We start from the raw sequence: 13,293 nt of genomic DNA, 5'->3' as shown, positions 1-13,293 counted from the left end.
GCATATGGCGCAGCGGCGATGCTGCGCCATTCTATTTTTTTTCCCACGACTTGCATTCGGACATGCACAGGCTAGAAAGCTGGAATGTCATTGTTTTCAAGGTCTTCTTCGCGCGGAATTCTGCCAGGCTTCGGTCTCACCCTTGGTGTGACCTTGCTCTATTTCGTGGTGATCGTAGCGCTGCCGCTTGTTGCCATGCTCTACAAGTCGGCCAATCTCGGCTTTGCGGACTTCTGGACGATCGTCACCTCGGAAAGAGCGCTTGCCACCTATCGCATCACGGTATCGACGGCTGCGCTGGCAACCCTTCTCAATGCGATGTTCGGCATGCTGCTCGCCTGGGTGCTGGTGCGTTATGAGTTTCCGGGTCGCCGGTTGCTCGATGCCATTGTCGATTTGCCTTTCGCGCTGCCGACTGCGGTCGCAGGTCTTGCCCTGGTCACCGTATTTTCGGCCAATGGCTGGTTTGGGCGCTATCTCGAGCCGCTCGGTATCAAGGTCGCCTATGCGCCTCTCGGCATCGCGCTCGCCATGATGTTCACCAGCATCCCCTTCGTCATCCGTACGGTGCAGCCGGTGCTGGAAGATCTTGCCAGTGACGTCGAAGAGGCGGCGAGATCCCTCGGCGCCTCCAATTGGCAAATATTCACAAGGGTCATCTGGCCGGCAATTTTGCCCGCATTTATAGCGGGTTGTAGTCTGTCCTTCGCGCGCAGCCTCGGCGAGTTCGGGGCGATCGTCTTCATCTCCGGCAACCTGCCTTTTGAAACCGAGGTGATGTCGTTGCTCGTTTTCATCCGGCTCGATGAATATGACTATCCGGCCGCCGCAGCGCTGGCGACAGTGATGCTGGTCACCGCCTTTCTCATGCTCGTCATAACCAACTCGATCCAGGCCTGGCATTTGAGATATGCAGAACGCAACTGAATCCGCGCTGCCCGCGCCGGCCGTCACGGCCTATTCTTCACCCCGGCGCGGCAAGCCAGCGGCGAGCGCAGTCCATCGCGTTCTCATCGGCGCCGCGTTCATCCTTTCGGCGCTTTTCATCGGCGTCCCGATGCTGGTGATCTTCACCTATGCGTTCCGCGAAGGTATGGGCGTCTATTTCTCGCAGATCACGCAGCCGGCGACGCTGCATGCAATCTGGCTGACGGTGCTTACCGCGATCGTGGTCGTGCCTATCAACATGGTGTTCGGCATCTGCGCCGCGTGGCTGGTGACACGGTATCGCTTCCCGGGTCGCCAGCTTCTGATCAGCCTTATCGAGATTCCATTTTCGGTCTCGCCGATCGTTGCCGGCGTGACATATCTGTTTCTCTACGGCAGCCAGGGACTGCTCGGGCCGCTACTCGAAAGTTACGACATCAAGATCATGTTCACCGTGCCGGCGATCTTTCTCGTCAGCCTGTTCGTGACCAGCCCTTTCGTCGCCCGTGAACTCATTCCGCTGATGCAGGCGCAGGGCAGCGAAGACGAAGAGGCAGCCATCACGCTGGGCGCCACCGGATTGCAGACGTTCCGCTATGTGACGCTGCCGAACATCAAATGGGCGCTGCTCTATGGCGCGGTGCTGTGCAATGCCCGCGTCATGGGCGAGTTCGGTGCGGTATCCGTCGTGTCCGGCGCCATTCGCGGTCAGACCAATACATTGCCGCTGCAGATCGAATTGCTGTTCAACGATTACAACGTTACCGGCGCCTTTGCCGCTTCATCGACATTGGCGTTGATCGCAATCGTGACGCTAGTGTTGAAGTACGTGCTCGAACGCAAGCAACGGGCTGGCTAAGGAAGCCAGGCTCAGGCGGCGCGCTGTGGCCGGTAGTCTCGCTGCGGGCGTCGCAGCGAGTTGGCAAGGACATGGCCGTCCGGCCACGCGCCAAACCCCGCTTCTACGTTGATGTGGCCGGCATATTGCAGGTCGACAAAACCCGAACCCCAGACGCCGGCAAGGGCTTCCGCCTTCTTGAACGACATGTAGGGGTCATTGCGGCTGGCAACGACGATCGACGGGAAACCGAGATTGTAGCGGGGCAGGGGCGCGAAACTCTCGAACTTCGAATCCTGCGATGCCATGCGCTCAGCGTCGGCGGGCGCAACGAGTACGGCTCCCGCGATGTGAGCTGCCGAGGGCCGGCTTGCGAGGTGAGAGACGAGAACGCAGCCGAGGCTGTGCGCAACGAGAACCGCATCCGGAGTTTCGGCAAGCTTTGCTTCCAGCACGTGCAGCCACTGTGACAGGACCGGGTTTTCCCAATCGTCCTGCTCCACGAGATGGGCGGTTTCATCCTCGGCAAGCCATTGCCTTTGCCAATGGCCGCTTTCGGACCCGCGATATCCCGGAATGATCAATGTCGTCATCGGTGCCACAACTCCCTTGCTGCAAAATCGGCTGAAGGAACTCTGATGTGGCCCAAAAATAAGGTTGCCGCGACAATTCTTGAAGAAACAGCCCACTAAAGAGCCGGCATAATGGGAAAATCTGGCCCTGCAAAACCGCGCTTGCGTGGAAAGCGCCGCTTACGTTTCTCCGTCTTTCTTGTACCAGCGGATGAGAAGCTGGGAGCGTTCGAAATAAAGGACTACCAGCAGCGACAGGGCAAACGGGATCAGGAGATAGAACAGACGGAAGATGATAAGCGCGGCGAGAACGTCGGCATGGTTCATGTCGGGCAGGCCGGTCAGGAATACGAGTTCAAGAACGCCGAGACCGCCAGGCGCATGCGAGATCAGAGCCGCTGAAAACGACACGAGAAAAATGCCGAGGATGATCAGAAACCCGGGATTTCCTTCGGCGGGCAGCGTGAAATAGATGATAGCCGCAGCGCCAATGAGCTCCAGCGGTCCGACGATCAGTTGCTGCGCGACAACCGAGAGACGCGGATATTCGAGCGTGAACTGGCGAATCCGCAAGGGTTTGAATTGCAGCCAGCTGCCAAAGACATAGAGGAGGACGATGGCCAACGAGCCATAACCGAGGACATAGCCCACGGAAACCGGCAAATCCGCGTTGAAGCGCTGAAGTAGTTCCGGCTCGATCAAAAGCACGAAAGCACTAAGCGTCAGTATGCCGAGCATGAAAGTGAAGGAGCAGAAGGCAATCAGCAAAGCGATTTCAGATCCGCTCATCCCTTGCGAGGAATAGGCGCGATAGCGAACGACGGCTCCTGAAAGCACCGACGCGCCGATATTGTGGGACAGCGCATAGGTTGTGAAGGAACATAGCGCGATGAAGAGCCACGAAATCTTGCGGCGAAGATGCAGGAGCGCTACGCGGTCGTAGCCGGCAAGAGCCGCGTAGGCGGCAAGCGAGGACAGCGCGGCGAGGACCCAGCGATGCGGAGGAATCGCGTAGATGCTGTCGATTACGTCATCCAGCGAGATGCTCCGCAGCTCCTTGTAGAGGAGCCATACGGAAATCCCGACGGCGGCCAGTCCGACAACCGGCCATACATAATCCTTCAGCTTCATACTCGGTCCTGCCCACTCATACCGGTCGCTTTTATTGTTGTCTTTATTCAGTCAATGGTGCGGGCACCGGTTCATCGAGACCGAGAATCTGGGAAACCAGACCGCGCGCGATCTCGCGTTCTCCCATGATCACCGTATCGGCGCCGAGGTCCTGCAAGTGCTGCACTTCGGCGTCCGAATGGGCGCGCGCCAGAATGTTGATCGTCGGATTCGCGGCGCGTGCCTTGACGACGACCTGCCCGGCCTCAAAAGCATTGGGGATCGCCAGAATCAACTGCCGGGCTCCAACCAGATTCGCCGCCGCAAGTACGTCGCCATTGGCGGCGTTGCCGACGATGGTCTCGATATTGTCATCCCGCAACCTGGCGACGGTCTTGTCGGCATCTTCAATAACGAGGAACGGCTTGCCTCGTTCCTTGAGCGCCTCGCCAACGAGACTGCCTACCCGGCCGTAGCCGACGAGCACCGCATGATCGGTCAGCGTGGTGGGTTGCACTTCCTCCACGGCCTCCGCCTCGACAGTGGAAGGTTCGGCCGCGTCCGCAACAGGCTCGGTTGCCGCCGCCCGCTTTTCCAGCCTGGGTTTGAGATATGTCACGGCGGCAAATGCCAGCGGATTGACGAGGATCGACAGGATGGCGCCGCCAAGGATGAGGTCGCGTCCCTCCTGCGGCAGCATGCCAAGATCGACGCCAAGCTCGGCGAGAATGAAGGAGAACTCGCCGATCTGCGCCAGACTTGCCGAAATAATGAGCGCCGTGCCGGACGGATAACCGAAGGCGCGCACGATGAAGAAAGCAGCGAGCGACTTGCCGATGACGATGATCGCCAGCGTTGCCAGTAGCGGCAGCGGATCCTGGACGATTGTCATCGGATCGAACAGCATGCCAACCGAAACGAAGAACAGTACCGCGAAAGCATCGCGCAGCGGCAGCGATTCTTCGGCAGCGCGGTGGCTGAGCTCGGATTCGCTCATGATCATGCCGGCAAAGAAGGCGCCAAGCGCCAGCGATACGCCGAAGAGCTTTGCCGCACCGAAGGCGACGCCAAGCGCGATGGCGAGTACGGCGAGGCGGAACAGTTCGCGGGAGCCCGTATGCGCAATGGCGTGCAGCGTCCAGGGAATGACGCGTCGGCCGACGATGAGCATGACGGCCACAAAGGCGGCTACCTTGCCGAGGGTCAAAAGGATGACGCCGAGGACGCCGAGGTTGAAATAGTTGACGATCGGATCGCTGAGCGCGCGCATGGCCTGCTCGCCGTCACCGCCGCTGTTGAGCGCGCCGGCAATTGCCGGCAGCAGGACGAGCGCGAGGACCATGGCAAGGTCTTCGACGATAAGCCAACCGACGGCGATGCGGCCGCGCTCGGTCTCGATAAGGCGGCGCTCCTGCATGGCGCGAAGCAGCACGACCGTACTTGCTACGGACAGGGCCAGACCGAAGACAAGGCCTGCCTGCAGACCCCAGCCAAGGATCCAGGCGAGACCCGCGCCGAGGATTGTAGCCGCCACGATCTGTACGACGGCGCCCGGAATGGCGATTGCGCGGACGGAGAGAAGGTCCTTCAGGGAAAAATGCAGGCCAACGCCGAACATAAGCAGGATCACGCCGATTTCGGCAAGCTCCGCCGCGAGCTTCTGGTCGGCGACGAAACCGGGGGTATGGGAGCCGGCGAGCACGCCGGCGAGGAGATATCCGACAAGGGGAGGAACTCGCAACCGATTGGCAATCGCACCAAAAATAAAGGCCAGAACCAGACCAATGACGATTGTCGCAATCAGCGGCGTTTCATGAGGCATATGTCGGCATCTCCTCCGTGGGATCGTTGAAAAATGAAATTTGATGAACCTGCAAACAGCGTCCTGTCGCAGCAGTATTGCGTACCGGGGAAGTCTTGCAAACCGCTTTCGTCAATTCTGCGGCACATGAAAGGCATTTTTTCCATGTGCCGCAAATATTTAGGCTTTGTGCTGGTCGCGCGGCATCAACTTTGCGCGACCGGCTTTTCACCGATGCGGTGCTGGTGGTTCTTCTCCCACCAGGTTCCGAGCAAGAGCAGGATGGGTGCTGCGATAAAGAGCGAGGAACTTGTCGCGATAATCACGCCGAAAAGCATCGGCAGCGCAAAGTTCTCGACCGCCTTGCCGCCCCAGATCGCCATCGGAAGCATGGCGAGGAAGACGGTCAATGAGGTGTAGATACAGCGCGCCAGCGTCTGGTTGATGCTGAGATCGATGATCTGGCGCAGCGGCATCTTCTTGTGGATGCGCAGGTTCTCGCGCATGCGGTCATAGACCACGACCTTGTCGTTGACCGAGTAGCCGATGATCGTCAGCAGTGCGGCGATGGCGGTCAGGTTGAAGTCGAGGCCCATCAGCGCAAAGAAGCCGACGGTCTTGGTGGTATCGAGAATGAGTGTCGCAATGGCGCCCAGCGCGAAGTGCCACTCGAACCGCCACCAGATGTAGAACAGCATGGCAAGGCTGGCTAGGACGACGGCAAGGATGCCGGACCGCGCAAGCTCGCCGCTGACCTTAGGCCCGACGACTTCCGAGCTTTCGAACTTGACGGCGGGGTCAAGCTTTTGCACGGCATCCTTGACCTTGGTGACAGCAACGGTCTGCGCCTCTTCGCCGCCTTCCTGACGCTGGACGCGGATGAGAACGCGATTGTCGCCGCCGCCCTGCTGCAGGGCGACTTCGCCAAGGCCGAGACCTTCGAGCGTCGAGCGCATGGTGGCCAGATCCGCCGGCTGCGATGTCGTCACATCCACCTGGATACCGCCCTTGAAGTCGATGCCGTAGTTGAGGCCCGGATGGATGAACAGGATCACCGATGCGATCGACAGGAAGATCGACACGCCGATACCGAAGAAGCGGGCATTCATGAACGAGATGTTCGTGTTCTCCGGAACGAGCTTGAACAGGTGCTCGATGCGGATCGTCTTCATCTTGCGGCGACGCACGATCGCCATCATGATGATGCGAACGACGGTCACGGCGGTGAACATCGAGACGAGAGCGCCGATGATCATGGTGATCGCGAAGCCGCGTACCGGGCCGGTGCCGAAAAGGAACAGCAGGAACGTCGCGATAAGGTGCGTGGCGTTGGCGTCGACAATGGTCGAATAGGCGAGCCTGAAACCACGATCGACCGCGGCCATCGCGCCGATACCCTTGCGCGCTTCTTCCCGGATACGTTCATTGATGAGAATATTCGCGTCGACCGCAAAGCCGATGCCGAGAATGATGGCGGCGATGCCGGGCAGCGTCAGCGTCGCTCCGAGCAAGCTCAATATGCCGAAGGTCAGGGCAACGTTGAGAGCAAGGGCAAGGTTGGCGATGAGACCCCAGCCGCTATAGAGGATGAAGATAAAGGCAACGACGAGGGCGAAGCCGATAAAACCGGTCAAAAGGCCCATCTTGATGACGTCGCCGCCAAGATCAGGACCGACCGTCCGCTCTTCGATGACGGTAAGCGGAGCCGGTAGCGCGCCGGCGCGCAGCAGCGCCGCGGTCGTCACCGTATCCTGTACGGTGAAATTGCCGGTGATCTGGCCCGAGCCGCCGGTGATCGGCACCTGGATGACCGGTGCGGTCAAAACCTTGCCGTCGAGCACGATGGCGAACGGCCGTCCGACATTCTGGCTGGTGATGTCCGCGAACTGACGTGCGCCGACATTATCGAAGCGGAACGTGATGATCGGCTGGTTGGTCTGCTGATCAAAGGCGGCGCGGGCGTCGGTCAACCGTTCGCCGCTGATCGCAACGCGATCCTCGACCGGGAATGTGACGCCGGGAGTCTTGGCGTCGGGAAGGATCGACACGCCGGGAGGCGGGTTGGTGCCGGCATCATGGTCGGCGACCATATGGAACGTCATTTTGGCCGTGCTGCCGAGCAGGGCACGCAGCTGGCTCGGATCCTGGAGGCCGGGCAGCTGGACCACGATACGGTCGGAACCGACACGCTGGATCGATGGTTCGGCGACGCCGACCTGATCGACGCGGCGGCGGACGATTTCAAGACTCTGCTGCAAGGCATTGTCGAGCTTGTCCTTCATGCCGGCCTCGGTGAGCGTCAGGCGGATCTGATTGTCGGTCGACGTGATGTCTATATCGCTGACAGGGCCGGCGAAACCGACCTGAGCAACCTGCGAAGACAATTCCCGCAAGGCAGCCACCGCGGCATCGCGCTGCGACGGATCGGAAAGCGTCACGATAACGGAATCGCCGGCAACACGCACCGACTGCGGCTGGATCTTCGCCGTGCGCAGATGGCCGCGTGCATCATCGAGGATCGAGCGGATACGGTCCTTCTTCAGGGCCGCGGCATCAACTTCGAGAACGAGATAGGAACCGCCGCGCAGGTCAAGGCCGAGTGCAACCTGCTTCTTGGGGAACCAGCCCGGCATCGCATCAAGCTGTGCCTTGGTGAAAAGATTGGGTAGCGCGAGCGTAATACCCGCCAGAATGATGAAAATATAGGTCCAGAGGACCCACCTCGAAGTACGCATGGTCGTTTTCCGTTATGAGATGGGGGCACTGCCGGGAACTGCTTACGCGTCTGCCTGGCGAGCGCCGAAGTTGTTCGTCATTTCCTGCCGGAAATGGTGATATCAGCCAAGGGCGCGCGGCGGCGCGCGGGCGCTGAATAGCGGATCGTGGCCGAGAAGCAATGTGGCGCTCGGCGCAAAAATCCGGATACCGGTCTGGTCGGCGAGCGTAAGCCGCGATCCGTCCGGAAGCAATGCATCCTGGGGACCGCTGTCGGCGCCGAGCCCGCTCTTGATTTTCAGATGCAGCGCTTCAAGCGCGATGACGCGCATGGGCCGCTCGACCGGAGTCGAGTGGTTGTCGGTTTCGTGGGCGACACGTGTTGCGTGCGACTTGGCCGCGCCGATCGCCCGTTCGGCCAGATTGCGGTCCGGGCCCGACATGTAAGAGGCGCCAAGGGCCGCGCCGATCGTGGAGACAAGCCAGAAAACAGAGATCAGGAGCGGAGCAGCGCTGCGCTTTCCTGTCCTGCTATTTCCATGCTTGTCCATGCCGCTACCCAATATCAATCTCCCGCGGCGCAAAGCGCCTCGTTGGTTCCTGTATTATGAAGTCTTGTCGGCTGAGTCACTTAAAATCGACGTGTAAACCGGTTCGGCCAAGAAAAAACGCACTGCCGCGCAGGAAACGGGTGGAACCCTGCGAGACTAAGCGCACTCTAAGGCCGACAGAAAATTGCATGGAGGCCATGACATGACTGACAGCGTTACGCCACTTGCCACCACACGGTGGAACGACATTGCGACAAGTCTCGACAATATCGGCTATGTGATCTTGAAAGAGGTGCTGTCGCGACAGGCGTGCGAACAGCTGGCAGCGGGTTATGGGGACGACGACCAGTTCCGCAAGCGGATCGTCATGGCCAAACATGGCTTCGGGCGCGGCGAATACAAATATTTCAGCTATCCGCTGCCGCCGCTGGTGAACGATCTTCGCCAATCGCTTTACGGGCCGCTCGCCGGCATCGCCAATCGGTTGAATGAGTTGATGGGCGTCGATGTACGCTATCCGGACGGGCACGCAGCGTTCATCGAACGCTGCCATGCAGCCGGCCAGAACCGGCCGACGCCGCTGCTGCTCGAATACAAGGAAGGCGACTACAATTGCCTGCACCAGGATATCTATGGCGAGCATGTTTTCCCGCTCCAGGCCGCCATTCTCCTGTCGCGTCCGGGCGAGGATTTCAGCGGCGGCGAATTCGTTCTGACCGAGCAGCGGCCCCGCATGCAGTCACGCGTCGAAGTTGTGCCGCTCAGGCAAGGCGATGCCGTGATCTTTCCGGTAAGCAATCGTCCGGTCAAGGGTTCGCGAGGTTATTACCGGGTCAATATGCGCCACGGTGTCAGCCGCCTGCGCAGCGGCAAGCGTCACACGCTCGGCATTATCTTTCACGATTCGAAATAGTTGCATCGACCCGCGAACGACCGCATTGTAGCGCGGCAATCTCGTGGGGCGTCGATGGATTATCTCATTTTCTGGGAATGGCTGAGCTTCGCCGCACGCTGGCTGCATGTCATCACCGCAATCGCCTGGATCGGATCGTCCTTCTATTTCATCGCGCTCGATCTCGGCCTGCGCCGCCACGCCGCTCTGCCTGCAGGCGTCAACGGCGAGGAGTGGCAGGTGCATGGCGGCGGCTTCTACCACATACAGAAATATATGGTGGCGCCGGCGCACATGCCCGAGCACCTCATCTGGTTCAAGTGGGAGTCCTATGCGACCTGGCTCTCCGGCTTTGCGCTGCTTTGCATCGTCTACTATGCCGGCGCCGACCTTTATCTCATCGACCGCAATGTGCTCGATGTCTCGACGTGGGTCGCAATCCTCATTTCACTCGCCTCGATCTCGATCGGCTGGCTGATCTACGACCTCCTGTGCAAATCACCGCTCGCGGCGAACGACACGGCGCTGATGCTCATCCTCTATGGTGTCATCGTCTTCATGGCCTGGGGCTACACGCATATCTTCACGGGCCGCGCCGCCTTCCTGCATCTCGGTGCATTCACGGCGACCATCATGTCGGCGAATGTGTTCCTGCTGATAATCCCCAACCAGAAGAAGGTCGTCGCTGACCTCATTGCCGGAAAATCGCCCGATCCCAAGCTCGGCAAGCAGGCAAAACAACGCTCGACACATAATAACTACCTGACTTTACCCGTCATTTTCCTGATGTTGTCGAACCACTATCCGCTGGCAACGTCCACGGCGTTCAACTGGATCATCGCGTCGCTCGTGTTCATCATCGGTGTTTTGATCCGCCACTATTTCAATTCGCGCCACGCCGGAACAGGCAATCCACACTGGACCTGGCTTGCGAGCGCCATACTGTTCATCGTCATCATCTGGCTCTCGACGGTCCCCAGGGTTTTGACCGGGGAGGCAAAGGTTTCGCGGGCAGCCGAACCATTCCTGACCGCGGCACATTTCGAACAGGTGCGCGACACGGTGTTGGGCCGCTGCTCGATGTGCCATTCCGCCGAGCCGTCGTGGGAGGGTATCCTGCTGCCGCCGAAGGGCGTCAGGCTCGACACGGATGGCCTGATCGCCGCGCATGCCAGCGAGATCTATATCCAGGCCGGCGCCAGTCATGCGATGCCGCCGGGCAATGTCACGCAGGTGACCGACGCCGAACGCGCCTTGCTCGTCGCCTGGTATCGCAGCGCGACCGCTGGAAAGCCGGTGCAATGACCGAAGTTCTGCTACGCGGCCGCCTTCTGACCTTCCATGATGAGCCGATAGCAGGCGAGGCGAGCGCCGACGCCTTCACTTACATCGAGGACGGCGGCCTCTTGCTGTGCGACGGCACGATTGCAGCAATGGACGAGTTTTCGGCGCTGCGAGCGGGCGCGGGCCGCAACGTCGAGGTCATCGATCATCGCCCGCACCTGATTATGCCGGGGTTCATCGACGCTCATATCCATTTTCCGCAGATGCAGGTCGTCGGCTCCTATGCGGGTGCGTTGCTCGAGTGGCTCAACAAGTACACCTTCGTCGAGGAACAGAAATTCTCGAACCAGGGCCACCCGGAACGCATCGCCTCGGCATTTTTCGATGAACTGATCCGCCACGGAACCACGACCGCGGCCGCCTATTGTTCGGTGCACAAGGCATCGGTCCAGGCCTTTTTCGCCGAATCGCACCGGCGCAATACGCGGATGGTGGCGGGCAAGGTGATGATGGACCGCAATGCGCCGCCGGGTCTCCTTGATACGGCGCAGTCGGGCTATGACGATAGCAAGGCGCTCATCGCCGAATGGCATGGCAAGGGCCGGCAGCACTACGCCATCACGCCGCGCTTTGCGCCGACATCGACGCCGGAGCAACTGGAGATGAGCGGCGCGCTTGCCCGCGAACATCCGGACCTGCACATTCAGACGCATCTATGCGAAAATACTGCCGAAATCGCCTTCGTCGCCGAACTCTTTCCGTGGAGCCGCGACTATACGCACGTCTACGAACACTATGGGCTGCTGGGGCCGAAAACGCTTCTCGGGCATTGCATTCACCTGACGGACGCCGAAATCCGCTCTATTGCGGAGAGCCGTTCCGTTGCGGTTTTCTGCCCAACGTCAAATCTCTTCATCGGCAGCGGTTTGTTCGATCTTGCCCGGCTGCGCGCTTCGGAGCCCTCCGTCCGCAACGCCATTGCGACGGATATCGGCGGCGGGACATCCTACTCCATGCTACGCACGCTCGATGAAGGCTACAAGATCCTCAATATCCAGGGGCAGCGCTATCATCCGCTGCGCTCCTTCTATCAGGCGACGCTTGGCAATGCCCGGGCGCTGTCGCTGGAAGATCTCATCGGTTCGCTTAAAGTGGGAACAGAAGCGGATTGCATCGTCCTCGATGCGGGCGCCACGCCGGCCATGCGGCTTCGCATGGAAACGGTCGAGACGCTGGTCGAGGAACTCTTCCTTCTCCAGACCATGGGCGATGACCGGTCCATCGTCGAGGTCTATGTCGCGGGCCGACCGGCCAAATCGACGCTGTAGGGAACCGCAACAGCATCCGCACCGTTTGGCAGCAGTCACTTCCTCGCACCTGCGAAAGCCTTATGATCACACAACATCGCGATTTGCGAACCGGCCAGCCGATCTGGCTCGCCCGACGGGCACCCCGTATCGAGACGCAACTTCTGGTCGAAGATATCCGAACGGATGTTGCGATCATCGGGGCGGGCATCAGCGGCGCGCTGATGGCCGAAAGCCTTACGGAGGCTGGTTTCAGTGTCTGCGTCTTCGACAGGCGCAAACCGGTTACGGGGTCCACGCCGGCGAGCACGGCCCTTTTGCAATTTGAAGTTGACACGCCTCTGCATCAACTCGCGCGCAAGATCGGTATCAATGATGCCGAGCGTGCGTGGCGCCGATCGAAGCTTGCCGTCGATGCCCTGCGCGAGCGGACGCGGCGACTGCAGATAAACTGCGAAATGGAAAATCGCGATTCGCTTTATCTCGCGGGCAATCTCCTCGACAAGGACGGCCTGGAAAAGGAGCTTGCCGCGCGACGCCGCGCCGGTTTTGAAACGCAGTTGCTTGGCCGCGAAGAACTGAAGACGGTGTTCAACATCGACCGCGAAGCGGCATTGATGAGCTTCGACAATATAGAGGCAAATCCGCGCAAGCTTGCAGCAGGCTATTTGAAAACGGCGATAGGGCGCGGAGCGAAGGTCTTCGCGCCCGCCGACATCGTGGCTGTCGAACCGGCCGACCGCGGGGTTCGGGCCATGACTGCGACCGGACAGACGATCCGTTGCAAGCACCTGATCTTCGCGACCGGATACGAAATACCAAAGCAGGTGCCGCAAAAGGGGCATTCGATCATCTCGACCTGGGCCGTTGCGACGGTTCCGCAAAAGCAGACGCCGTGGCCGCAACGCTGCCTGATCTGGGAAGCCTCCGACCCTTACCTCTATATGCGCACGACGGCGGACGGGCGCATCATCGTCGGCGGCGAGGATGAGGAGTTCGAGGACGAGGACAAACGCGACGGCAAGCTGCCGGCGAAAACGAAAGCGATACTCGCCAAGCTCAAGAAGTTGTTCCCCGACGTTAGCGCCGAGGCAGACTATGCATGGACCGGAAGCTTTGGTGCGAGCGAGACGGGTCTGCCATCAATCGGGCCGGTACCCGGCATGAACCGCTGTTATGCCGTTCTCGGCTATGGCGGCAACGGAATTACGTTCTCGATGGTCGCCGCGCAGATCATTCGCGGACAGATCACCGGCACTGGTGATCCTGACGCGGATGTGTTCGCCTTCAAATAGC

At 60.0% G+C, this 13,293-nt stretch carries 11 protein-coding genes; 6 read left to right on the top strand and 5 right to left on the bottom strand.

The genetic code is table 11. The features are described from left to right. The first annotated feature begins 84 nt into the window (after positions 1-84). Positions 85-927, top strand: coding sequence for a sulfate ABC transporter permease subunit CysT (gene cysT / locus BM074_RS11885; RefSeq protein ID WP_027231826.1), 843 nt, complete (start codon positions 85-87; stop codon positions 925-927). Next, entirely contained in the window at positions 911-1,786 is an 876-nt protein-coding gene (gene cysW / locus BM074_RS11880) for a sulfate ABC transporter permease subunit CysW (protein WP_027231825.1), read from the top strand. The genes cysT and cysW overlap by 17 nt, the downstream gene beginning before the upstream one ends. 11 nt (positions 1,787-1,797) lie before the next feature. On the opposite strand, the gene BM074_RS11875 is transcribed toward cysW, so the two are convergent. The 5 genes from BM074_RS11875 to BM074_RS11855 all read right to left on the bottom strand — a co-directional run bounded on the left by BM074_RS11875 (position 1,798) and on the right by BM074_RS11855 (position 8,514). Next, positions 1,798-2,358 carry an alpha/beta hydrolase gene (locus tag BM074_RS11875; RefSeq protein ID WP_091922192.1) on the bottom strand — a complete coding sequence of 187 codons (561 nt, stop codon included), beginning with the start codon at positions 2,356-2,358 and terminating at the stop codon, positions 1,798-1,800. 159 nt (positions 2,359-2,517) lie between these two features. Next, the gene (locus tag BM074_RS11870; RefSeq protein ID WP_027231823.1) at positions 2,518-3,468 is read right to left on the bottom strand and encodes a lysylphosphatidylglycerol synthase domain-containing protein; all 951 of its coding nucleotides are present in this window, start codon (positions 3,466-3,468) and stop codon (positions 2,518-2,520) included. 43 nt (positions 3,469-3,511) lie between these two features. Continuing rightward, positions 3,512-5,269: a YbaL family putative K(+) efflux transporter gene (gene ybaL / locus BM074_RS11865; protein WP_027231822.1), complete on the bottom strand. Its 1,758-nt coding sequence runs from the start codon at positions 5,267-5,269 to the stop codon at positions 3,512-3,514. A gap of 185 nt (positions 5,270-5,454) precedes the next feature. Beyond that, on the bottom strand, positions 5,455-7,983 hold the full coding sequence (secD, locus tag BM074_RS11860) for a protein translocase subunit SecD (RefSeq protein ID WP_091922191.1): 2,529 nt from the start codon (positions 7,981-7,983) through the stop codon (positions 5,455-5,457). Between the two features lie 102 nt (positions 7,984-8,085). Then, entirely contained in the window at positions 8,086-8,514 is a 429-nt protein-coding gene (locus BM074_RS11855; RefSeq protein ID WP_091922189.1) for a hypothetical protein, read from the bottom strand. 202 nt (positions 8,515-8,716) lie between these two features. On the opposite strand from BM074_RS11855, the gene BM074_RS11850 reads away from it, so the two are divergent. The 4 genes from BM074_RS11850 (at position 8,717) to BM074_RS11835 (ending at position 13,292) form a co-directional block, all read left to right on the top strand. Further along, positions 8,717-9,427, top strand: a complete 711-nt coding sequence (locus BM074_RS11850; RefSeq protein ID WP_091922188.1) for a 2OG-Fe(II) oxygenase — start codon at positions 8,717-8,719, stop codon at positions 9,425-9,427. A 54-nt stretch (positions 9,428-9,481) separates the two neighbouring features. Beyond that, positions 9,482-10,711 (top strand): urate hydroxylase PuuD, encoded by a 1,230-nt coding sequence (locus BM074_RS11845; protein ID WP_091922186.1) that lies wholly within the window; start codon positions 9,482-9,484, stop codon positions 10,709-10,711. Beyond that, positions 10,708-12,018, top strand: coding sequence for a guanine deaminase (gene guaD / locus BM074_RS11840; RefSeq protein WP_091922184.1), 1,311 nt, complete (start codon positions 10,708-10,710; stop codon positions 12,016-12,018). The genes BM074_RS11845 and guaD overlap by 4 nt, the downstream gene beginning before the upstream one ends. 62 nt (positions 12,019-12,080) lie before the next feature. Then, complete coding sequence (locus tag BM074_RS11835; protein WP_051614965.1) at positions 12,081-13,292, top strand: NAD(P)/FAD-dependent oxidoreductase; 1,212 nt, start codon at positions 12,081-12,083, stop codon at positions 13,290-13,292. The last annotated feature ends 1 nt before the right edge of the window (position 13,293 follow it).

Origin of the sequence: Phyllobacterium sp. CL33Tsu, from assembly GCF_900113985.1 — a bacterium.
In the GTDB taxonomy this organism is placed as follows: Bacteria; Pseudomonadota; Alphaproteobacteria; order Rhizobiales; family Rhizobiaceae; genus Phyllobacterium; species Phyllobacterium pellucidum.
The sequence above is the reverse complement of the archived record's forward strand: the minus strand, read 5'-3'. Positions and strand labels throughout refer to the sequence as shown.

What these genes read in the sequence shown, in the direction of transcription:
- cysT (WP_027231826.1), top strand. Translation starts at nt 85, where the DNA reads ATGTCATTGTTTTCAAGGTCTTCTTCGCGCGGAATTCTGCCAGGCTTC.
- cysW (WP_027231825.1), top strand. Translation starts at nt 911, where the DNA reads ATGCAGAACGCAACTGAATCCGCGCTGCCCGCGCCGGCCGTCACGGCC.
- BM074_RS11875 (WP_091922192.1), bottom strand. Translation starts at nt 2,358, where the DNA reads ATGACGACATTGATCATTCCGGGATATCGCGGGTCCGAAAGCGGCCAT.
- BM074_RS11870 (WP_027231823.1), bottom strand. Translation starts at nt 3,468, where the DNA reads ATGAAGCTGAAGGATTATGTATGGCCGGTTGTCGGACTGGCCGCCGTC.
- ybaL (WP_027231822.1), bottom strand. Translation starts at nt 5,269, where the DNA reads ATGCCTCATGAAACGCCGCTGATTGCGACAATCGTCATTGGTCTGGTT.
- secD (WP_091922191.1), bottom strand. Translation starts at nt 7,983, where the DNA reads ATGCGTACTTCGAGGTGGGTCCTCTGGACCTATATTTTCATCATTCTG.
- BM074_RS11855 (WP_091922189.1), bottom strand. Translation starts at nt 8,514, where the DNA reads ATGGACAAGCATGGAAATAGCAGGACAGGAAAGCGCAGCGCTGCTCCG.
- BM074_RS11850 (WP_091922188.1), top strand. Translation starts at nt 8,717, where the DNA reads ATGACTGACAGCGTTACGCCACTTGCCACCACACGGTGGAACGACATT.
- BM074_RS11845 (WP_091922186.1), top strand. Translation starts at nt 9,482, where the DNA reads ATGGATTATCTCATTTTCTGGGAATGGCTGAGCTTCGCCGCACGCTGG.
- guaD (WP_091922184.1), top strand. Translation starts at nt 10,708, where the DNA reads ATGACCGAAGTTCTGCTACGCGGCCGCCTTCTGACCTTCCATGATGAG.
- BM074_RS11835 (WP_051614965.1), top strand. Translation starts at nt 12,081, where the DNA reads ATGATCACACAACATCGCGATTTGCGAACCGGCCAGCCGATCTGGCTC.